Annotated in this window: 17 protein-coding genes; 10 read left to right on the forward strand and 7 right to left on the reverse strand. The window is 64.5% G+C overall.

Annotation, left to right across the window (positions count from 1 at the left end):
- The first annotated feature begins 14 nt into the window (after positions 1–14).
- Positions 15–734, forward strand: coding sequence for a 16S rRNA (uracil(1498)-N(3))-methyltransferase (locus tag ACE4QZ_RS25625; protein WP_003249340.1), 720 nt, complete (start codon positions 15–17; stop codon positions 732–734).
- Here ACE4QZ_RS25625 and trhA read toward each other — a convergent pair whose 3' ends face one another.
- The 7 genes from trhA to ACE4QZ_RS25660 form a co-directional block, all read right to left on the reverse strand.
- Entirely contained in the window at positions 735–1,352 is a 618-nt protein-coding gene (gene trhA / locus ACE4QZ_RS25630; RefSeq protein WP_021783759.1) for a PAQR family membrane homeostasis protein TrhA, read from the reverse strand. It lies immediately after the preceding gene.
- Positions 1,353–1,490: 138 nt separating this feature from the next.
- Positions 1,491–1,964: a chemotaxis protein CheW gene (locus tag ACE4QZ_RS25635; protein ID WP_021783758.1), complete on the reverse strand. Its 474-nt coding sequence runs from the start codon at positions 1,962–1,964 to the stop codon at positions 1,491–1,493.
- Positions 1,957–6,897: an Hpt domain-containing protein gene (locus ACE4QZ_RS25640; protein WP_021783757.1), complete on the reverse strand. Its 4,941-nt coding sequence runs from the start codon at positions 6,895–6,897 to the stop codon at positions 1,957–1,959. The genes ACE4QZ_RS25635 and ACE4QZ_RS25640 overlap by 8 nt, the downstream gene beginning before the upstream one ends.
- Positions 6,898–6,909: 12 nt before the next feature.
- On the reverse strand, positions 6,910–8,934 hold the full coding sequence (locus tag ACE4QZ_RS25645) for a methyl-accepting chemotaxis protein (protein WP_223271165.1): 2,025 nt from the start codon (positions 8,932–8,934) through the stop codon (positions 6,910–6,912).
- Between the two features lie 47 nt (positions 8,935–8,981).
- Positions 8,982–9,536 (reverse strand): chemotaxis protein CheW, encoded by a 555-nt coding sequence (locus tag ACE4QZ_RS25650; RefSeq protein WP_021783755.1) that lies wholly within the window; start codon positions 9,534–9,536, stop codon positions 8,982–8,984.
- The gene (pilH, locus tag ACE4QZ_RS25655) at positions 9,533–9,898 is read right to left on the reverse strand and encodes a twitching motility response regulator PilH (RefSeq protein WP_014592657.1); all 366 of its coding nucleotides are present in this window, start codon (positions 9,896–9,898) and stop codon (positions 9,533–9,535) included. Before pilH ends, ACE4QZ_RS25650 begins: the two co-directional genes overlap by 4 nt.
- 47 nt (positions 9,899–9,945) lie before the next feature.
- The gene (locus tag ACE4QZ_RS25660; RefSeq protein WP_021783754.1) at positions 9,946–10,347 is read right to left on the reverse strand and encodes a PleD family two-component system response regulator; all 402 of its coding nucleotides are present in this window, start codon (positions 10,345–10,347) and stop codon (positions 9,946–9,948) included.
- A 238-nt stretch (positions 10,348–10,585) separates the two neighbouring features.
- Here ACE4QZ_RS25660 and gshB point away from each other — a divergent pair, with 238 nt between their 5' ends.
- From gshB to hslU, 9 genes are all read left to right on the forward strand, one after another.
- On the forward strand, positions 10,586–11,539 hold the full coding sequence (gene gshB / locus ACE4QZ_RS25665) for a glutathione synthase (protein WP_021783753.1): 954 nt from the start codon (positions 10,586–10,588) through the stop codon (positions 11,537–11,539).
- A 91-nt stretch (positions 11,540–11,630) separates the two neighbouring features.
- Entirely contained in the window at positions 11,631–12,536 is a 906-nt protein-coding gene (locus tag ACE4QZ_RS25670) for an energy transducer TonB (protein ID WP_021783752.1), read from the forward strand.
- A gap of 1,085 nt (positions 12,537–13,621) precedes the next feature.
- Entirely contained in the window at positions 13,622–14,191 is a 570-nt protein-coding gene (locus ACE4QZ_RS25675) for a YqgE/AlgH family protein (RefSeq protein ID WP_021783751.1), read from the forward strand.
- Positions 14,191–14,616 (forward strand): Holliday junction resolvase RuvX, encoded by a 426-nt coding sequence (gene ruvX, locus ACE4QZ_RS25680; protein WP_003249316.1) that lies wholly within the window; start codon positions 14,191–14,193, stop codon positions 14,614–14,616. The genes ACE4QZ_RS25675 and ruvX overlap by 1 nt, the downstream gene beginning before the upstream one ends.
- A 49-nt stretch (positions 14,617–14,665) precedes the next feature.
- Entirely contained in the window at positions 14,666–15,184 is a 519-nt protein-coding gene (pyrR, locus tag ACE4QZ_RS25685) for a bifunctional pyr operon transcriptional regulator/uracil phosphoribosyltransferase PyrR (protein WP_021783750.1), read from the forward strand.
- A gap of 12 nt (positions 15,185–15,196) precedes the next feature.
- Positions 15,197–16,201, forward strand: coding sequence for an aspartate carbamoyltransferase catalytic subunit (locus ACE4QZ_RS25690; RefSeq protein WP_021783749.1), 1,005 nt, complete (start codon positions 15,197–15,199; stop codon positions 16,199–16,201).
- Positions 16,198–17,469: a dihydroorotase gene (locus ACE4QZ_RS25695; RefSeq protein WP_021783748.1), complete on the forward strand. Its 1,272-nt coding sequence runs from the start codon at positions 16,198–16,200 to the stop codon at positions 17,467–17,469. Before ACE4QZ_RS25690 ends, ACE4QZ_RS25695 begins: the two co-directional genes overlap by 4 nt.
- Positions 17,470–17,680: 211 nt before the next feature.
- On the forward strand, positions 17,681–18,211 hold the full coding sequence (hslV, locus tag ACE4QZ_RS25700) for an ATP-dependent protease subunit HslV (RefSeq protein ID WP_003249309.1): 531 nt from the start codon (positions 17,681–17,683) through the stop codon (positions 18,209–18,211).
- Positions 18,212–18,287: 76 nt separating this feature from the next.
- Positions 18,288–19,631 carry an ATP-dependent protease ATPase subunit HslU gene (gene hslU / locus ACE4QZ_RS25705; RefSeq protein ID WP_003249308.1) on the forward strand — a complete coding sequence of 448 codons (1,344 nt, stop codon included), beginning with the start codon at positions 18,288–18,290 and terminating at the stop codon, positions 19,629–19,631.
- Positions 19,632–19,749 lie beyond the last annotated feature (118 nt).

Here is a 19,749-nt window from a genome sequence, read left to right on the forward strand (position 1 = left end):
TACCGAGCAAACCCATGAGACTGTCCCGCTTCTTCATCGACGCCCCCCTGAGCCTTGGCGAGCACGACCTGCCCGAGGCCCAGGCCCACTACATTGGCCGCGTGCTGCGCATGGCTCCCGGCGACGCCGTGCAGCTGTTCGATGGCAGCGGCCAGGAATTCCGTGGTCAGTTGCTTGAGGTGGGCAAGAAAACTGTCCGCGTCAGCCTTGACCAGGCCTTTGCCGGCCAGGCCGATTCACCGCTGCATGTGCACCTGGGCCAGGGCCTTTCCCGTGGCGAGCGCATGGACTGGGCGATCCAGAAGGCCACCGAGCTTGGCGCCAATGAAATCACGCCGATCGTCAGCGAACGCTGTGAAGTGCGCCTGAAAGACGAACGCGCCGACAAGCGCCTGGCCCACTGGCGCCAAGTGGCGATCAGCGCCTGTGAACAATGCGGGCGTTCTACCTTGCCCGTCATCCACCCACCCGTGCCCCTGGCCGAATGGTTGAGCAGCACCAAGGCTGACCTGAAGCTGGTCCTGCACCCGGTGGCCGAGCCGCTCACCAGCCATGAAAAGCCCGCAACCCTGGCCTTCGTGATCGGCCCCGAAGGCGGCCTTAGCGAGGCCGAAGTGGAGCAGGCCAAAGCCGCCGGCTTCCACGCAGCCCGCCTTGGCCCACGCGTGCTGCGCACCGAGACCGCGCCAGTGGTGGCGCTGTCGGTGGCACAGCAGTTGTGGGGCGATTTTTAATTAGCGTACGTAGAGCGACACCGCCACGAAGTGCATCAGGCTGCCAGCGATCACGAACAGGTGCCAGATGCCATGCCAGTGGCGGAAGCGGCTGTCGAAGGCGAAGAAGATGATGCCGACGGTATAGAACACGCCGCCGGCAGCCAGCCAGGCGAAGCCGGCAGTGCCCAGCGAATTCAGCAGTGGTTTGACGGCCACCAGCACGATCCAGCCCATTACCGCATAGATGATGATCGACAGGATCCGCGCCTCGGAGCGCGGCTTGATCTCTTGCAACATGCCGATGATCGCCAGCCCCCAGACCACGCCGAACAGGCTCCATCCCCAAGGGCCGCGCAGGCTGACCAGGCAAAACGGCGTGTAGCTGCCGGCAATCAGCAGATAGATCGACAGATGGTCGAGCTTGCGCATGATCACTTTCGCCCGCCCACGGGTGCTGTGGTACAGGGTGGAAATGCTGTACAGCAACAGCAGCGTGCCGCCGTAGATGGAGAAACTGACGATCTTCCAGGGGTCGCCTTGCATGCCCGCGACCACGATCAGCCAGATGGCACCAATAGCAGCGAGGACGGCACCGACCAAGTGGGTCCAGGCGTTGAAGCGTTCACCGTAATACATGCAAACACAGACCTCCTGAGGTGGGCTGGGTTCCTGAAGTGATGCTGATGATCCCTTCGCGGGTAAACCCGCTCCTACAACGGAGCGCAGCCATTGTAGGAGCGGGTTTACCCGCGAAGAGGCCCTGTGCCTCACATCCTACTCAAGATCAGGTTGCAGATCCGCGTCACGCACCAGCCTTTCCAATGCGACCAGGTCCGGCACCCGCGCCACCTGCTCACCCACCTGCACCGCCGCTAGCTCCAGCCTGCCCAGCGCCACATCCACATAGTTCAGCTGGCTGTCGAGCTTGCACGAGCGCGGAATGCCCTGCAGCAACAGCGCCAGGTACCGCAAACCGGTATCGCCCAAGGCATTGAGCACCACCACGCGAGCCCGCTCCCCGCACGGCGTCTCACCACCGCACGCGGCCTCGAAACCGATCAGCGGCAGGCGTTGCTGACGCCAATCGATCCACCCCAGGTGCCAGGCGGGGTCGCCATGCTGGCACACCAGGTTACGTTGCCCGCTCAGCTCGGCCACCGCCACGTTGGGCAACACCAGCGTGCGGTCCCCCAACGGCAGCAACAGCCCGGTCAGGCTGCTGCGCTGGCCGGAAATCAGTTCAAGCATGGGCCTGGCTCCAATGTGCGATGCTCTGCAACAGCAGCGATTCCTGGTACGGCTTGCCCAGGTATTCGTTGACGCCGATGGCCATGGCGCGGTCCCGGTGCTTCTGCCCGGTGCGCGAGGTGATCATGATGATCGGCAAGTCTTTGAGCCGCGCGTCACGGCGGATACGTGTGGCCACCTCGAAGCCGTCCATGCGCGGCATCTCGATATCCAGCAACAACACGTCGGGTCGGTGCTCTTCCAGCAGGGCCATGGCATCGACGCCATCCTTGGCCGTGAGCACGCTCATGCCGTGGCGCTCCAGCAGGCGGCTGGTGACTTTGCGTACGGTTACCGAATCGTCCACCACCATCACCAGCAAGGGACGGCGCGGTGCCGGGCCAAGCAACTGGCGTTGGCTGCCGCCACCGGGCAGGCGGGCCAGCCGTCGCTGCTGGCCGCGCAGTTGGCCCAGCAGGTCAAGAATCAGTACCACCCGGCCATCGCCTAGCAATGTCGCCCCCGATAGCCCGGCAACCGCAGCAAACTGCGGCCCCAGGCTTTTCACCACGATCTCGCGGCTGGGCGACAGGCTGTCGGCCTGAATGGCGAACGACTGCTCCTTGGAATGCACCAGCAGCACCGGCAACGGTACGCTCTGCCCCAGCAGCGCCGGGCGCGGCAGGCCTTGCAGCAACTCGCCCAGGTAGCGCAGCTCGTATTCGTGACCGGCATACACATAGCGGGGCGAGTCCAGCTGGTAGCACGCCGCAAGCTCGGCAGGTGGCACGCGGACGATGCCCTCAATGGTATTGAGCGGAATGGCGTATTGCTCTTCGCCCAGGTGCACCATCAGCGCACGGTTGATCGACACGGTGAACGGCAGGCGGATCAGGAAGCGCGCCCCCTTGCCCTGCGCCGACTCGATACTCATCGAGCCACCCAGTTGCTTGACCTCCTCGTGCACCACATCCATGCCCAGCCCGCGCCCGGAAATCTGGGTGATCTTTTCGGCGGTGGAAAAGCCTGGCCGCAGGATGAACTGCAGGATCTCGTGGTCACTCAACTGTGCCTGCGGGTCCAGCAGGCCGCGCTTGATGGCCTTGTGCCGCACCGCTTCCAGTGGCACGCCGGCACCATCATCCGTCATTTCGATGACGATATCGGCGCCCTCATGCAGCAAATTCAGGTGAATGGTGCCCTGCTCCGGCTTGCCGGCGGCCAGGCGCATTGCGCGGCTTTCCAGCCCGTGGTCAACGGCGTTGCGCAGCATATGCTCCAGCGGCGCCACCATACGTTCCAGTACGCTGCGGTCCAGTTCACCCTCGGCATTGCCAACCACCAACTCCACCTGCTTGCCCAGCTCGCTGGCCACCTGACGCACCACGCGCTGCAAGCGCGGCACCAGGCGTTCGAACGGCACCATCAGGGTGGCGGTCAGGCCCTCCTGCAACTGGCTGTTCACCCGCGCCTGCTGTTGCAGCAGGCTGTACGCCTCCTGAGCACGCTGAGCCAGGGTTTCCTTCAGATCGAGCAGGTCCGAGGCAGACTCGAAGAGGGCCCGTGACAGCTGCTGCAGCTGGGAGTGGCGGTCCATTTCCAGAGGGTCGAAGTCGTCATAGGCATCGCCTTCGAACTGCTGCCGGCTGGAGATTCGCCCCTGGGTCTCCACATCCAGACGCAGCAACTGATCACGCATGCGCTCAAGTGTGGTTTCCATCTCGTTGAGGGCGAACTGCGCGTCGTTGACCTGCTGCTCGATGCGCCCACGAATGATCGAGTGCTCGCCGGCCAGGTTACCCAGGTCGTCGAGCAGCTCGGCGTCGACCTTGACCATGTCACCTGGTGCCCGCTCTGGCGCTGCTGCCGGTGCTTCGGCGGTTGCAGCTTCTGGCGGCCCCTGGCCCGCGGCACTGTCGGTCAGTGCCGCACTGCTGAAGTTGCGAATGTAGTCGATCAGCGCTGTAGCGGCATGCAGCGGCTGCCCCAGGCGCACAGCGTCAAGCATATGCGCCAGACGGTCGTGGCAGTTCTGCAGCAGGGCGAACAGTGGCGCGCTTGGCGGCAATCTGCCGGCAGCCAACAGCTCGTAGAGAAACTCCAGTTCGTGGGCCAGGTCACCGATCGGGGTAATTTCGACCATACGCGCCACACCCTTGAGGGTATGCAGGTCGCGCATCAGGTTGTCCACCTCTACGCTGCTGCGCGGGTCGGCCTGCCAACGTGCCAAGGCCGCCGCGGCGCTTTCGACGATGTCCGAGCTTTCTTCCAGAAACACTTCCAGCAGCTCTTCGCCGGGGCTTTCCGGTTTCTCGGCAAGCGGCTCGGCCACCTCCGGTTGCAACGGCGGGTGCGGCAACCCCAAGGTGTCGGACAGGTCCATGTCCGGGTGCAGTGGTGTGACCGTATCGATGCCCACCAGGCCGGTGGCATCCGGCGCCAGGGCCTGGTCCAGCAAGTTGCGCAGGCTGTCGACCAGCTCCGGGCGCGGCGGAATATCCTGCCCGGCGGCCACTTCGTCGAGCATGTCCAGCAGGGTCTCCTGGGCCCGCTGCGCCTGGCTGAAGAAGCGGGCATCGGCAGGCAGGCTGCCCTCCTCCACAGCGCCATACAGGTCCAGCAACGCCTCGCACACCTCATCCATCTGCCACAGGTCGGCCAGATGCGCGGCGTGCCCCAGGGTGGTCATCTGGTCGAGCAGATTATCCAGCGCGTCACGCTGGGCAGGCTGTTGCTGCCAACGCGACAACAACGTCTCTGCATCGAGCAGAATGTCCATGGCCTGCGCCAGGAAGCTGGCGACCAACTGCGGATCATGCTTGCGCCGGCCGGCATGGTGCGGGTCTTCATGCAGGCTGGCCAGGCGGCCGTCCACTGCCTGGCCGACCTGTTCGATCAGTTCCGCAGCGCCGGGGATGGCGGCCAGCGGTGTGCTATCGAGTTGCGCCAAACCCAGATGGAACAACGAGCGCGCAGCTTCCAGCCACTCCATCTCGGCCATTTGCAGTGGCAGTTGATGCCCCTTGTACTCACGGGCCAGACGGTCGAAGGCAGTGGCCAGTTCTGCGACCGGCATCACCCCGGCCATGGCGGCACTGCCTTTGAGCGTGTGCAAGGCACGCTGCAAGTCATCGCTGACCGGCGTGTCGTGGCCGCCGGCGCTTTGCAGATAAACCTCAAGATTGGCCAGATGACCCTGCGCCTCGGTGCGAAAAATGCCCAGCAACTGCGGATCGAGGCCATCGACACCGGCAGCCGCCGGGGCATCGTTTTCGGCCAAGCTGTGCAAGTGCCCGGCCAATTGCTCGATTTCAGTCAGTTGCGGCAGCTGGCCGGCAGCAAAGTCGGCCATCAGGTCAGGCAAGTGAACGAACACCTGCTGCAGCGCTACAACCCCTTCCGGGCTGAGTACGCTGCGGCCCTCGAGCACCCGGTTCAGCAGGTGCTCGGCGCCCCAGGCCAGTTCAGCCACCGCCTCTGCATGCACCATGCGGCCACTGCCTTTGAGCGTGTGCAGCGCGCGACGCACTTCGCCCAGCGCTTCGCGCTGCTGGTTGTCGGCACGCCAGCGCAGCCAATGGCGCTCGATTTCCGGCAGCAGCTCGCCCGCTTCTTCAAGGAACACTTCGCGAAGCTCGTCATCGATACCATCGCCACTGCCGTCCTGGTCTGGGCTGGCCCCGACCACCGCGCACTGCACACCCAGCGCCGCCAGGCTGGCCCGTGCCATCTCGATAAAGGGCTGGCCATCGGCCAGCGGGTCGGCCGCCCGCCATTGCAGGTAGCATTCGGCAGCGCTCAGTGCCTCGGCCAAGTGCGTCAGCTCATCAATCGGCGGCTCTTCGTCCAGGTGCTGCAGCCAACGCTGCACATAGCTTGCGCAGCCGACAAACAGCTCGGCCACGGCCGGCAGCATCAACATGGCCAGTGCCCCGCGGATCTGCTGCAACAGCCCCGGCAAGGGCTGCAGGCGTTGCCGGGGCCAGTCGGACTCCAGGTAATCGCCGATCAGATCCTTGGCCTGCTGCAGCACGTTCAGCGATTCATTCAGCACCAGCTGGCGTATCTCGGCCAGGTCCGAGCCCGGCAGGCTGCCTTGGCCGTTTTCCTCCAAAGGGCCGACCATGCCGTTCAGGGAGGCCTCCACGTACAGCAAAGCCCCCGCCACATCCATCAACACCGCGTCGTCCACCGCCCGCTCGCCCTGAGCCAATGCCTGCAATGCCAGCACCTGGTCGATGATAACGCGCCGCGGTTGCTGAAAGCCCAGTACCGCCAGGGTGTCAGCCACGTGGCGCAACGGTGCCAGTAGCGCATCGAGCTGCTCGTGATGCTGACGGTCACCGCGCCCGTACTGGTCCAGGCGCTCCTTGATGCGCATCAAGTCATCGCACAGTGCAGTTACCACCGAACGCAGCGCATCGCGCCCCGACCCGGCCTGCAACTGGTCACGCCAGTTGCCCAGCGACAGGTCGAGGTTGGCAAGGTCATCGTCACCTGCAAAGCGTTGGGCGGCACCGGTCATCAGGCTGGCCTGGGCCAGCGGTTCCTCGCCACGGCAGGCACGCAGCTGGTTGAGCAACGGCAGCATCACCAGCGGCAGGTCGTGGCGGGCACCGCGTAACCGCTCAAGATACGAGGGCAACTGCTCCAGGCCGCGGAACAACGCCCCCAGGCAATCACCCCGGGGGCTGACCTGGCCGTCGGCCAACGCCTTGGCGAACAGCTCCAGCTCCTCGGCCAGGCGCGTTGCGCCGCGCAGTTCGAGCATGCGCAGGCAGCCGTGCACCTGATGCAGGTTGTCGACCACGAAAGCCATCATCGAAAGGTCGTCCGTCTCGCCAGCAAAGCGCTCCAGCGCCTGCCGTGCCTGACCCAGGCAATCGAGAATGGCGGCCTTGGTCCAGGCCAGCGCCACTGTTTCGTGACGCTCGGGGCTTACTGCAGACGCCATGGTCACTATTCCTCAACGCGGCTCGGTAGGTGGCGGCAGGGTGAATCCGGACACCGAACGGCGCATCTCGCTCGCCATGCGGGCCAAGTGGCGGATGCTGTCGGCGGTGGCGCCGGAGCCGGCGGAGGTTTGCGCGGTGATCTGCTGAATCACTGCCATGGTGTGGGAGATCTGCCCGGCGGACGAGGTCTGCAACTGGGCAGCGTCGGAGATGCTGTGGATAAGGTCGGCGAGGTTCTGCGACACCCCTTCGATCTCGGCCAGCGCCACCCCGGCATCCTGGGCCAGGCGTGCGCCACGCACCACTTCGGCGGTGGTTTGCTCCATGGAGATCACCGCTTCGTTGGTATCGGCCTGAATGGTACGCACCAGCGCCTCGATCTGGCGGGTGGCAGACGATGAGCGCTCAGCCAGGCGCTGCACCTCGTCGGCAACCACGGCAAACCCACGGCCGGCTTCCCCGGCCAACGAAGCCTGGATGGCAGCGTTCAGGGCAAGAATGTTGGTCTGATCGGCAATGTCGTCGATCAGGCTGACGATGTCGCCGATTTCCTGAGAGGATTCGCCAAGGCGCTTGATCCGTTTGGCGGTGTCCTGGATCTGCTCGCGAATGTTGTCCATGCCGTTGATGGTGTTGTGCACCACCTCATTGCCTTTGTTGGCGATAGCCACCGAACGCTCGGCCACTTTGGCCGATTCGTAAGCATGCGCCGAAACCCGGTCAATCGACTCGACCATGTCACCCACCGCCTCGGACGCCTCGCTGATCTGTGCGGCCTGGTGCTCGGAGGCCTTGGCCAGTTGCCGCGCGGTGTTCTGCGTGTCCTGCACGGCGGCCGCGACCTGCACTGCACTGTGGTTGATGGTGGCGACCAGATCGCGCAACTGGTCCACGGAATAGTTGATCGAGTCGGCAATGGCGCCGGTGAAGTCTTCAGTCACCGATACTGTCACCGTCAGGTCGCCATCTGCCAGCTCTTCGATTTCGTCGAGCAGGCGCATGATGGCCTGCTGGTTACGTTCGTTCTTTTCTGCGGTCTCGCGCAGTTGGCGGTTGGTGGTACGCACCATGACCAGGCCGATAAGGATGATCGACGCCAGCGCCAGCAGGCCCAAGACATAGCCGCCAACGGTGTCGAGGGTGCGACCGCCGGCCAGGTTCTCGAAACCGTTCGCCAGGTGTGAAGCTTCGTCGAGCAAGGTTTGCGACAGGCTGAAGATGTTGCCCGCAGCCTCACGCACACGGAACAGTTCGGGCGAGGTTTCGAGGATTTCGTCCACCGAACCGGCAACGAACTGGAACAACTCGGCGATTTCGGCCAGCCGTGCGCGGGCGTCGGCGTCTTCTACACGGGTTACCTGGATCGTCGCATTGCCATTGAGCATGCCCTCCAGCACCTGGCCAAAGCGCCCGGCGTCACGGCCGAAGGCATCGGCCGCCTGGGCGGCGCTGTCGTCACCGGCCAGGACGGTGTTGACCGAGCCAAGAATACGTTCGGCCAGCAACAGTTGGCGCTGAGCCACTGCAACCTGACTGGCCGGGGCACCGCTCTGCAGCAGGATCTCGACCACTTTTTCATATTCCACCTGCAACTGCGGCACGGTCTCGGCCAGGGTCGCTGCCACCTGATGCAGCGACAGCACGGTCTGCTCGCTGGCCAGGATGATGTCGGTGTTCTTGCGCAGGTTTTCCCAGTCGCGGCGTACCGATTCCATCTCGTCACGCACCGAAGGCGGCGCAGGCGGCAGGCCAGTGGACTTGTCCCCTTGGCGCAGGTAGCCCCAGCGCTGCTCGAAATCATTGCGCGCATCCGACAGCAGCTTGAAGGCCAAGGCCTTGCCGGTGGCCGCCTCGGTGGCGTTCTTGGCGATACGCTGCGACAGCACGCGCAGCTCGCCGGCATGGCCGATGTACTGCTTGTCGTAGTTGGATTGGGTATTGAGGTAAGCAAAGTTTGCGAATAGCAAGATGATCGAGAGGATCAGTATCAGGAACAGCACGGTGATCTGCGCGATGCTGCGGGTACGTGGGCTCACGGTGGTGGCAGTGACGGGGGTGGCAGGCTTGTTCACGTTCGCAGGTCCTATAACGCCACATCGAGAAAGCCCGGCGCCTGGGCCAGGGCAAAGGGGCTGAAGATCGCCCAGTTACGTTCACGCGGAAAATACCCCTGCACAAAGCGTGCAGCGGCAGCGATCAGAGGCTGCGGCGGCGACAGCTGCAGGCTGTCGAGGGCAAAGTGCTGAAGGCCCAGCACCTCGTCGACCAGCAAGCCGACGAACAGGTCGTCGTGATCCAGCACCAGCACTCGCCGCTGCTTGCCCGGTGCGGCGTGGCCCAGGCCGAAGAAGCAGCTCAAGTCCATTACCGGCAACAGCCGGCCACGCAGGTTGGCTACCCCACATACCCATGGCTGCACACCGGGGACACGGCTACTACGTGGTTCGCGCAGCACCTCGGCCACTTCGCCCATGGGCGCGACGAACCACTGCCCGGCAATGCTAAAGCCAATGCCGCTCCACTGCTGCACGCGGTTGTCCTGCAGCGGCTGATCGGCGACCAGCAGGCGGCAGCGCCGGTCGATGTCCAGCAACAACTCAAAGGCGGTCAGCGACGCGCCTTGCGGGCGGGTGGTCAAGCCCCCAGCACTTCTTTGAGCTTGGCGATCAGCGCTTCCTCTTCCACCGGTTTGGTCAGGAAGTCACGGGCACCCTGGCGCGTGGCCCAGATACGGTCGGTTTCCTGGTCCTTGGTGGTTACCACGATCACTGGAATAGCGCTGGTTTCCGGGTCCTTGCTGAGCTGGCGGGTGGCCTGGAAGCCGTTCATGCCAGGCATGACGATGTCCATCAGCACCGCGTCGGGCTTGTCCTGCCGGGCCAGAGCCACGCCGTCGGCACCGTTGCTGGCCTTGAGCACCTGGTAGCCGTGCTTTTCCAGCCATTCGGTCAATCTGTACATCTCTGTCGGCGAGTCGTCGACAATCAGAACTCGGGCCATGCTGTTTCCCCATCAGGAAAGTAGGACCGCGCCATGGCGGGGCTCGGTCAGGGTACGTGTTGTTGAGGTGCGGCAAACCCGGGCACATGGGCGCGGATCGCGTCGAGCAGTTCTTCCTTGCTGAACGGCTTGGTCAGGAACTGATCGGAACCGACCACCCGGCCGCGGGCCTTGTCGAACAGGCCATCGCGCGACGACAGCAGGATAACCGGGGTATCCTTGAAGGCACTGTTGTGCTTGATTACCGCGCAGGTCTGGTAGCCGTCCAGGCGTGGCATCAGCACATCGACGAAAATGATGCTGGGCTGATGGTCGACGATCTTGGCCAGGGCATCGAAGCCATCGCTGGCAGTGATCACCTCGCAACCCGCTTCACCGAGCAGCATCTGCGCGGTGCGGCGGATCGTGCGGGAATCGTCGATCACCATCACCTTCAGGGGTTGTTCCATAGATGCCTACCAGTAGGATTGAAGCCGCAAGTTGCAAGCGGCAAGCTGCAAGAAAGCAGCTCGGCGCATGGATGCTCTTTTCTTGAGGCTTGTAGCTCAAGGCTTGCAGCTGCATTTTTAGCATACTCCGGGTGGCCATTCCATCTGCCGCGCCCCTTGACCGGCGGCGTTCGCGGCGCCACCCTGAGCCACTTTTCTTTCGATCCACCGCGGCCACCTGCCGCCAAGAGGACCCCCCATGAGCGTTCGCCTCGGCATTGTCATGGACCCCATCGCGTCCATCTCCTACAAGAAGGACAGCTCGCTGGCCATGCTGCTGGCCGCCCAGGCACGCGGCTGGAGCCTGTTCTACATGGAACAGCAAGACCTGTATCAGGGCGAAGGCAAGGCCCGCGCCCGCATGCGCCCGCTGAACGTGTTTGCCGACCCGGCACGCTGGTTCGAACTGGGCGAGGAGCAGGACAGCCCGCTGGCCGAGCTGGACGTGATCCTGATGCGCAAGGACCCGCCCTTCGACATGGAGTTTGTCTATAGCACTTACCTGCTGGAGCAAGCCGAGGCCGAAGGCGTACTGGTGGTAAACCGCCCGCAAAGCCTGCGCGACTGCAACGAAAAAATGTTCGCCACGCTGTTCCCGCAATGCACCACCCCAACCTTGGTCAGCCGCCGCCCGGACATCATTCGCGAATTCGCTGCCACGCATCCAGACGTGATCCTCAAGCCACTGGATGGCATGGGCGGTACGTCGATCTTCCGTCACCGGGCGGGCGACCCCAACCTGTCGGTGATCCTGGAAACCCTGACCGCGCTGGGCACCCAGCAAATCATGGCCCAGGCCTACCTGCCGGCAATCAAGGACGGCGACAAGCGCATCCTGATGATCGACGGCGAGCCAGTGGACTATTGCCTGGCACGTATTCCGGCCAGCGGCGAAACCCGTGGCAACCTGGCCGCTGGCGGGCGTGGCGAAGCCCGCCCACTGACCGAGCGCGACCGCTGGATCGCCGCCCAGGTCGGCCCGACGCTGCGCGAGAAGGGCCTGCTGTTCGTTGGCCTGGACGTGATCGGCGACTACCTCACCGAAATCAACGTCACCAGCCCCACCTGTATTCGCGAAATCGATGCCGCCTACAACACCGATATCGGTGGCAAGCTGATGGATGCCATTGATCGCAAGCTCAAGGCACGCTGACAGCCAACGCGAAGTAAAGCCGTAGAGTGGGGTATGATGCCGGTCCTATTCGACTGAGCTGCTGCCCCGCCCTGCGGTTGCTGGATACCTGATGACGCTGCCCGCTGACGTCCCTGCCGACCTGCTGCCTCCCCGTGTTCGCCCTGCGGACCGGCTCGGCTTCACCCTGTTCCTGGCTGCGCTGGTGCACCTGGCGCTGATACTCGGCGTGGGTTTCACCGTGGTCAAGCCTGCCGAAATCCGCCACACCATGGACATCACCCTGGCCACCTTCAAGAGCGAGAAGCCGCCCGAGAAGGCTGACTTCCAGGCCCAGGACAACCAGCAAGGCAGCGGCACCCTAGACAAGAAAGCGGTGCCCAAGACCACCGAACTGGCGCCTTTCCAGGACAGCAAGATCAACAAGATCACCCCACCGCCTGCGGCCAGGCCCGAGGTGGTTCCACCCCCTACCCCGAAAAAGTCGGCGGTGGTGACTACGGCGCCCAAGCCGCACAAGGTCGAACCCAAACCCAAGGAAAGCAAAGCACAGCCCAAGCCAGCCGCACCGGCACCGGACTTCGACAGCTCGCAGCTGTCCAGCCAGATCGCCAGCCTGGAGGCGGAGCTGTCCAACGAGCAGCAGATGTACGCCAAGCGCCCGCGCATCCATCGCCTGAACGCCGCGTCGACCATGCGCGACAAGGGCGCCTGGTACAAGGAAGAGTGGCGCAAGAAGGTCGAGCGCGTGGGCAACCTGAACTATCCCGACGAAGCGCGCCGGCAGCAGATCTACGGCAACTTGCGCATGATGGTGTCGATCAACCGCGATGGCTCGCTGTACGAGGTGCTGGTGCTGGAATCATCCGGGCAGCCAGTGCTGGACCAGGCTGCGCAGCGCATCGTGCGGCTGGCGGCGCCATTTGCACCGTTTACCGGGGATCTGGCCGAGTTTGACCGGCTGGAGATCATCCGCACCTGGCGCTTCGCCCGTGGGGACCGTTTGTCCAGTAACTGAGGCATCGCGAGCTGCGCTCGCTCCTACGTTTGTTTCGGGCCAATTATTTCTGGGGGGGATTTGCGCGCGGGCGCCTTGGCGCTTGGCGCGATATTGCGTCGTACAAACAAGGCGGTCGCGCGCGCCTGTCGCAGGCGTTACTGGCCAGAAACAAACGTAGGAGCGAGCGCAGCTCGCGATGCGCCGCGCGGGCGGCGCTCGATTTCTGCCACCCCATAAAACCCACGGCAAACACACCCGGCCATTGCGCAACGTCATGCCAGGCGGTGTGGCCTTGAGGGTATGGCGGTAGAGATGCGTCGCCTGGGAGATCGAGCGCCGCCTGTATGGCGGTAGAGGTGCGTCGCCTGGAAGATCGAGCGCCGCCCGCGCGGCGCATCGCGAGCTACGCTCGCTCCTACGTTTGTTTCGGGCCAATTATTTCTGGGGGATTTGCGCGCGTACGCCTTGGCGCATGGCGCGATATTGCGTCGTACAAACAAGGCGGTCGCGCGCGCCTGTCACAGGCGTTACTGGCCAGAAACAAACGTAGGAGCGAGCGCAGCTCGCGATGCGCCGCGCGGGCGGCGCTCGATTTCTGCCACCCCCTGAAACCCACGGCAAACACACCCGGCCATTGCGCAACGTCATGCCAGGCGGTGTGGCCTTGAGGGTATGGCGGTAGAGATGCGTCGCCTGGGAGATCGAGCGCCGCCCGCGCATGGCGGTAGAGGTGCGTCGCCTGGGAGATCGAGCGCCGCCTGTATGGCGGTAGAGGTGCGTCGCCTGGGAGACCGAGCGCCGCCCGCGCGGCGCATCGCGAGCTGCGCTCGCTCCTACGTTTGTTTCGGGCCAGTCATTCCTGTGGGATTTGCGCGCGTACGCCTTGGCGCATGACGCGATATCGTGTGGTACGGACCAGGCGGTCGCGCGCGCCTGTCACTGGCGTTACTGGCCAGAAACAAACGTAGGAGCGAGCGCAGCTCGCGATGCGCCGCGCGGGCGGCGCTCAATCTCGAAGACACCAAAAACCTCACGACAACCGCCAACCAGACGACACAAATCCGCACCTTGTCAGTCTCGCCACCTGGCGCCACACTATCCCCATGAAAACCCTCGCACCCAGCTACCTCAAGCACCAGTTCCTGATCGCCATGCCACACATGGCCGATCCGAACTTCGCCCAGACCCTCACGTACATCGTCGAGCACAATGAGCATGGCGCCATGGGCCTGGTGGTCAACCGACCACAGGAACTGAGCCTGGCCGACATCCTCGAGCAACTGCGCCCGGACGAAACGCCGCCGGCCAGCACCTTGCAGGTGCCGATCTACCAGGGTGGCCCGGTACAAACCGACCGCGGCTTCGTTTTGCACAGCAGCGAGTGCAGTTTCCAGGCCAGCGTGGCGCTGGAGGGGCTGTCGCTGACCACGTCACAGGACATATTGCTGGCTATCGCCGCCGGGGTGGGCCCGAAGCAGAGCCTGATCACCTTGGGCTATGCCGGTTGGGAAGCGGGCCAACTGGAAGCAGAGCTGGCCGACAACGCCTGGCTGAACTGCCCGTTCGACCCGGACATTGTCTTCGGCATGGCCAGCGACCTGCGCCTGGAGGCTGCGGCCGCCAGCCTGGGGATCAACCTGCACCTGCTGACCAGCCAGGCGGGCCACGCCTGATGGCTGAGCTACGCCTGCTGCTGGGCTTCGACTATGGCAGCAAACAGATCGGCGTGGCCGTTGGCCAGGTGATTACCGGCCAGGCCCGCGAACTGTGCACCCTGAAGGCGCAGAACGGCGTACCGGACTGGGCCCAGGTGGAAAAGCTGATTGCCGAATGGAAGCCAGATGCCATTGTCGTCGGCCTACCGCTGAACATGGACGGCACTCCCAGCGAAATGAGCGCCCGTGCCGAAAAGTTCGCCCGCCGCCTGAACGGCCGCTTCAACCTGCCCGTGCACACGCACGACGAGCGCCTGACCACCTTCGAGGCCAAAGGCGAGCGCATGGCCCGTGGCGGCCAGCGTGGCAGCTACCGCGACAACCCGGTCGATGCCATTGCCGCTGCCTTGTTGCTGCAAGGCTGGCTGGAGGCCAATACCTGATCATCTTTGCCGCCGGGCCCACCCGGCGCACCCTTCCGAGGAGCCCGCAATGAGCCTACCCAATCCCGCCGAGCTGATCCGGCAGATGGCTGTCGACCTTCGTGCCCACCTGGCGCGCCGGGCAATCACCGAGCCCCGTTACATCGGTATCCGCACCGGCGGAGTCTGGGTTGCCCAGGCCCTGCAGGAAGCGATGGGCGACACCAGCCCCATGGGCACCCTGGACGTGTCGTTCTACCGCGACGACTTCAGCCAGAACGGCCTGCACCCGCAAGTGCGCCCGTCCGAGTTGCCGTTCGAGGTCGAAGGCCAGCACCTGGTGCTGGTGGATGACGTGCTGATGAGCGGTCGTACCATCCGCGCGGCGCTCAACGAACTGTTCGATTACGGCCGCCCGGCCAGCGTTACCCTGGTCTGCCTGCTGGACCTGGATGCCGGCGAACTGCCGATTCGCCCGAACGTGCTCGGCGCCACCCTGTCGCTGGGCGCCCATGAACGGGTAAAATTGACCGGACCCGCACCGCTCGCCCTCGAGCGCCAGGACCTCGCCTCCGCTTCCGCCCTTTAAGAGTCCCCCGCGATGACGCCAATCGACGCCAAGCGCCCGCTGCAGCTCAATGATCAGGGCCAGCTGCGCCACTTCCTCTCGCTTGACGGTTTGCCCCGCGAACTGCTCACCGAGATCCTCGACACCGCCGACTCCTTCCTGGAAGTCGGCGCCCGGGCTGTGAAAAAAGTCCCGTTGCTGCGCGGCAAGACTGTGTGCAACGTGTTCTTCGAGAACTCGACCCGTACCCGTACCACCTTCGAACTGGCAGCCCAGCGCCTGTCGGCCGACGTGATCAGCCTGAACGTGTCGACCTCCTCGACCAGCAAGGGCGAGACCCTGTTCGATACCCTGCGCAACCTCGAAGCCATGGCCGCCGACATGTTCGTCGTGCGCCATTCCGACTCCGGCGCCGCGCACTTCATCGCCGAGCACGTGTGCCCGGAGGTTGCCGTGATCAACGGCGGCGACGGCCGCCACGCGCACCCGACCCAGGGCATGCTCGACATGCTCACCATCCGCCGCCACAAAGGCAGCTTCGAAAACCTGTCCGTGGCTATCGTCGGCGACATCCTGCACTCGCGCGTGGCCCGTTCCGACATGCTCGCCCTCAAGGCGCTGGGCTGCCCGGACATTCGCGTGATCGGCCCGAAAACCCTGATCCCCATTGGTATCGAGCAGTACGGCGTGAAGGTCTACACCGACCTCGCCGAAGGCCTGAAAGACGTCGACGTGGTGATCATGCTGCGCCTGCAGCGTGAGCGCATGGCCGGTGGCCTGCTGCCCAGCGAAGGCGAGTTCTACCGCCTGTTCGGCCTGACGACTGCACGCCTGGCCGCAGCCAAGCCCGATGCAATCGTCATGCACCCGGGCCCGATCAACCGTGGCGTGGAAATCGAGTCGGCGGTTGCCGATGGCAAGCATTCGGTGATCCTCAACCAGGTCACCTACGGCATCGCCGTGCGCATGGCCGTGCTGTCCATGGCCATGAGCGGGCAGAACGCGCAACGTCAATTCGACCAGGAGAACGCCCAGTGACCATCAGTATTCTCGGCGCCCGGGTCATCGACCCCAACAGCGGCCTGGACCAGGTCACCGACCTGCACCTGGACGGCGGCCGCATTGCCGCCATCGGTGCCGCACCGGCCGGTTTCAGCGCCAGCCGCACGATCCAGGCTGATGGCCTGGTCGCAGCACCCGGCCTGGTCGACCTGGGCGTGTCCCTGCGCGAGCCGGGTTATAGCCGCAAAGGCAACATCGCCAGTGAAACCCGCGCTGCCGTGGCTGGGGGCGTCACCAGCCTGTGCTGCCCGCCGCAGACCAAGCCGGTGCTGGACACCTCGGCGGTAGCCGAACTTATCCTTGACCGTGCCCGCGAAGCCGCCAACAGCAAGGTCTACCCGGTCGGCGCCCTGACCAAGGGCCTGGAAGGCGAGCAACTGGCCGAACTGGTGGCCCTGCGTGACACCGGTTGCGTAGCATTTGGCAACGGCCTGAAGGAAATCCCCAACAACCGTACCCTGGCCCGCGCCCTGGAGTATGCCGCCACCTTCGACCTGACGGTGGTGTTCCACTCCCAGGACCGCGATCTGGCCCAGGGCGGCCTGGCCCACGAGGGTGCCATGGCCAGCTTCCTCGGCCTGCCGGGCATCCCGGAAAGCGCCGAAACCGTGGCCCTGGCGCGCAACCTGCTGCTGGTGGAACAGAGCGGCGTGCGTGCGCACTTCAGCCAGATCACCAGCGCCCGTGGCGCGCGGCTGATTGCCCAGGCCCAGGCCTTGGGCCTGCCTGTGACCGCCGATGTAGCGCTGTACCAGCTGATCCTCACGGACGAGTCGCTGCGCGATTTCTCCAGCCTGTACCACGTGCAGCCGCCGCTGCGCACCGCTGCCGACCGTGACGGGTTGCGCGAGGCGGTGAAGTCGGGGGTGATCCAGGCCATCTCCAGCCACCACCAGCCGCACGAGCGCGACGCCAAGCTGGCCCCGTTCGGCGCCACCGAGCCGGGTATCAGCAGCGTCGAGTTGCTGCTGCCACTGGCCATGACCCTGGTGCAAGACGGCCTGCTCGACCTGCCGACCTTGCTGGCCCGTCTGAGCAGCGGCCCGGCTGCCGCCCTGCGCCTGCCGGCCGGGGAGCTGAAAGTAGGCGGCCCGGCCGACCTGGTGCTGTTCGACCCGCAAGCCTCCACCGTTGCCGGCGAACAATGGTTCTCCCGTGGCGAGAACTGCCCGTTCATCGGCCACTGCCTGCCGGGGGCGGTGCGTTATACCTTGGTCGACGGGCACGTCTGCCACGAGGCCTGAGTAACATGCTTCGCGGGCACGCCCGCTCCCACAGGATCACCACAATTCCAAGGCATGTGGTAACCCTGTGGGAGCGGGCATGCCCGCGAATGCCTTCACATAGTCCCCCCGCCAAGCGCGACCATTCATCCCCCCCGGTTGAAATCCTTCCCCCCACCCCCATATGAGTCTGCATCAGGCACTTTCGCCCCGCTGCGTGGAGACTCTCCCCTTGACCACAATCGTTTCTGTCCGCCGTAACGGCAAAGTCGTCATGGGCGGCGACGGCCAGGTATCCCTTGGCAACACCGTGATGAAAGGCAACGCCAAGAAGGTGCGCCGCCTGTACCACGGCCAGGTCATCGCGGGCTTCGCCGGCGCTACCGCCGACGCTTTCACCCTGTTCGAGCGCTTTGAAGGTCAGCTGGAAAAACACCAGGGCCACCTGGTACGCGCCGCCGTCGAGCTGGCCAAGGAATGGCGTACCGACCGCTCCCTGAGCCGCCTGGAAGCCATGCTCGCCGTGGCCAACAAGGATGCATCCCTGATCATCACCGGCAACGGTGACGTGGTCGAACCCGAAGACGGCCTGATCGCCATGGGTTCCGGCGGCGCCTATGCCCAGGCCGCAGCCCGTGCCCTGCTGAACAAGACCGACCTCTCGGCCCGCGAAATCGCCGAGACCGCCCTGAACATCGCCGGCGACATCTGCGTGTTCACCAACCACAACCTGACCATCGAGGAGCAGGACCTGGCCGACTGATTCAGCTGTTCTGGCGCCCCTTCCCGGCGAAGGGGCTTTTCCACGCTGACTCACCTGCCCAAGGACCGTATTGATCATGTCCATGACCCCCCGCGAGATCGTCCACGAACTCAACCGCCACATCATCGGCCAGGACGACGCCAAGCGCGCCGTGGCCATTGCCCTGCGCAACCGCTGGCGGCGCATGCAGCTCCCTGCCGAGCTACGTGCCGAAGTCACCCCCAAGAACATCCTGATGATCGGCCCTACCGGCGTCGGCAAGACCGAAATCGCCCGCCGTCTGGCCAAGCTGGCCAACGCGCCGTTCCTCAAGGTCGAAGCCACCAAGTTCACCGAAGTGGGCTACGTGGGCCGCGACGTCGAGTCGATCATCCGTGACCTGGCCGATGCCGCGCTGAAGATGCTGCGCGAGCAGGAAATCATCCGCGTGCGCCACCGCGCCGAAGACGCCGCCGAAGACCGCATCCTCGACGCCCTGCTGCCCCAGGCGCGCGTCACCAGCTTCAGCGAAGAAGCCGCACAGACCAGCAGCGACTCCAACACTCGCCAGCTGTTCCGCAAACGCCTGCGCGAAGGCCAACTGGACGACAAGGAAATCGAGATCGAAGTGGCCGATGCCGTCGGTGTCGAAATTGCTGCGCCGCCCGGCATGGAAGAAATGACCAACCAGCTGCAGAGCCTGTTTGCCAATATGGGCAAGGGCAAGCGCAAAGCGCGCAAGCTGAAGGTAAAAGAAGCGCTGAAGATGGTTCGCGATGAAGAAGCGAGCCGCCTGGTCAACGAGGAAGAGCTCAAGGCCAAGGCCCTGGAAGCGGTCGAACAGCACGGCATCGTGTTTATCGACGAAATCGACAAGGTTGCCAAGCGTGGCAACGTTGGCGGCGCCGACGTGTCCCGCGAAGGCGTGCAGCGCGACCTGCTGCCGCTGATCGAAGGCTGCACCGTCAACACCAAGCTGGGCATGGTCAAGACCGACCACATTCTGTTCATTGCCTCGGGTGCATTCCACCTGAGCAAGCCGAGCGACCTGGTGCCCGAGCTGCAAGGCCGCCTGCCGATCCGTGTTGAACTGAAGGCACTGACCCCGGAAGACTTCGAGCGCATCCTGCAAGAGCCGCACGCGTCGCTGACCGAGCAGTACCAGGCATTGCTGAAGACCGAAGGCCTGAACATCGAGTTCCTCGCCGACGGCATCAAGCGCCTGGCCGAGATTGCCTACCAGGTCAACGAGAAAACCGAAAACATCGGTGCCCGCCGCCTGCACACCCTGCTCGAGCGCTTGCTCGAAGAGGTGTCGTTCAGTGCGGGCGACCTGGCCAGCACCCATGACGAAGCGCCGATCCAGATCGATGCGGCGTATGTGAACAGCCACCTCGGTGAGCTGGCGCAGAACGAAGACCTGTCGCGTTACATCCTGTAAGACCGGTTTCGACAGCTTCGCGGGCAAGCCCGCTCCTGCACATGTCACCACATCCCTTGGGCCTGTGGTGATCCGTGCAGGAGCGGGCTTGCCTGCGAAGAGGCCCTTGAATCCCTTT

Origin of the sequence: Pseudomonas sp. DCA-1, assembly GCF_046523955.1 — a bacterium.
Classification (GTDB): domain Bacteria; phylum Pseudomonadota; class Gammaproteobacteria; order Pseudomonadales; family Pseudomonadaceae; genus Aquipseudomonas; species Aquipseudomonas putida_Y.

Excerpts from the sequence above, each read along its gene's own strand:
- trhA (WP_021783759.1), bottom strand. The coding sequence starts at position 1,352 with ATGTATTACGGTGAACGCTTCAACGCCTGGACCCACTTGGTCGGTGCC.
- hslU (WP_003249308.1), top strand. The coding sequence starts at position 18,288 with ATGTCCATGACCCCCCGCGAGATCGTCCACGAACTCAACCGCCACATC.
- ACE4QZ_RS25625 (WP_003249340.1), top strand. The coding sequence starts at position 15 with ATGAGACTGTCCCGCTTCTTCATCGACGCCCCCCTGAGCCTTGGCGAG.
- ACE4QZ_RS25670 (WP_021783752.1), top strand. The coding sequence starts at position 11,631 with ATGACGCTGCCCGCTGACGTCCCTGCCGACCTGCTGCCTCCCCGTGTT.
- gshB (WP_021783753.1), top strand. The coding sequence starts at position 10,586 with ATGAGCGTTCGCCTCGGCATTGTCATGGACCCCATCGCGTCCATCTCC.
- pyrR (WP_021783750.1), top strand. The coding sequence starts at position 14,666 with ATGAGCCTACCCAATCCCGCCGAGCTGATCCGGCAGATGGCTGTCGAC.
- ACE4QZ_RS25675 (WP_021783751.1), top strand. The coding sequence starts at position 13,622 with ATGAAAACCCTCGCACCCAGCTACCTCAAGCACCAGTTCCTGATCGCC.
- pilH (WP_014592657.1), bottom strand. The coding sequence starts at position 9,898 with ATGGCCCGAGTTCTGATTGTCGACGACTCGCCGACAGAGATGTACAGA.
- ruvX (WP_003249316.1), top strand. The coding sequence starts at position 14,191 with ATGGCTGAGCTACGCCTGCTGCTGGGCTTCGACTATGGCAGCAAACAG.
- ACE4QZ_RS25640 (WP_021783757.1), bottom strand. The coding sequence starts at position 6,897 with ATGGCGTCTGCAGTAAGCCCCGAGCGTCACGAAACAGTGGCGCTGGCC.
- ACE4QZ_RS25690 (WP_021783749.1), top strand. The coding sequence starts at position 15,197 with ATGACGCCAATCGACGCCAAGCGCCCGCTGCAGCTCAATGATCAGGGC.
- ACE4QZ_RS25660 (WP_021783754.1), bottom strand. The coding sequence starts at position 10,347 with ATGGAACAACCCCTGAAGGTGATGGTGATCGACGATTCCCGCACGATC.
- ACE4QZ_RS25635 (WP_021783758.1), bottom strand. The coding sequence starts at position 1,964 with ATGCTTGAACTGATTTCCGGCCAGCGCAGCAGCCTGACCGGGCTGTTG.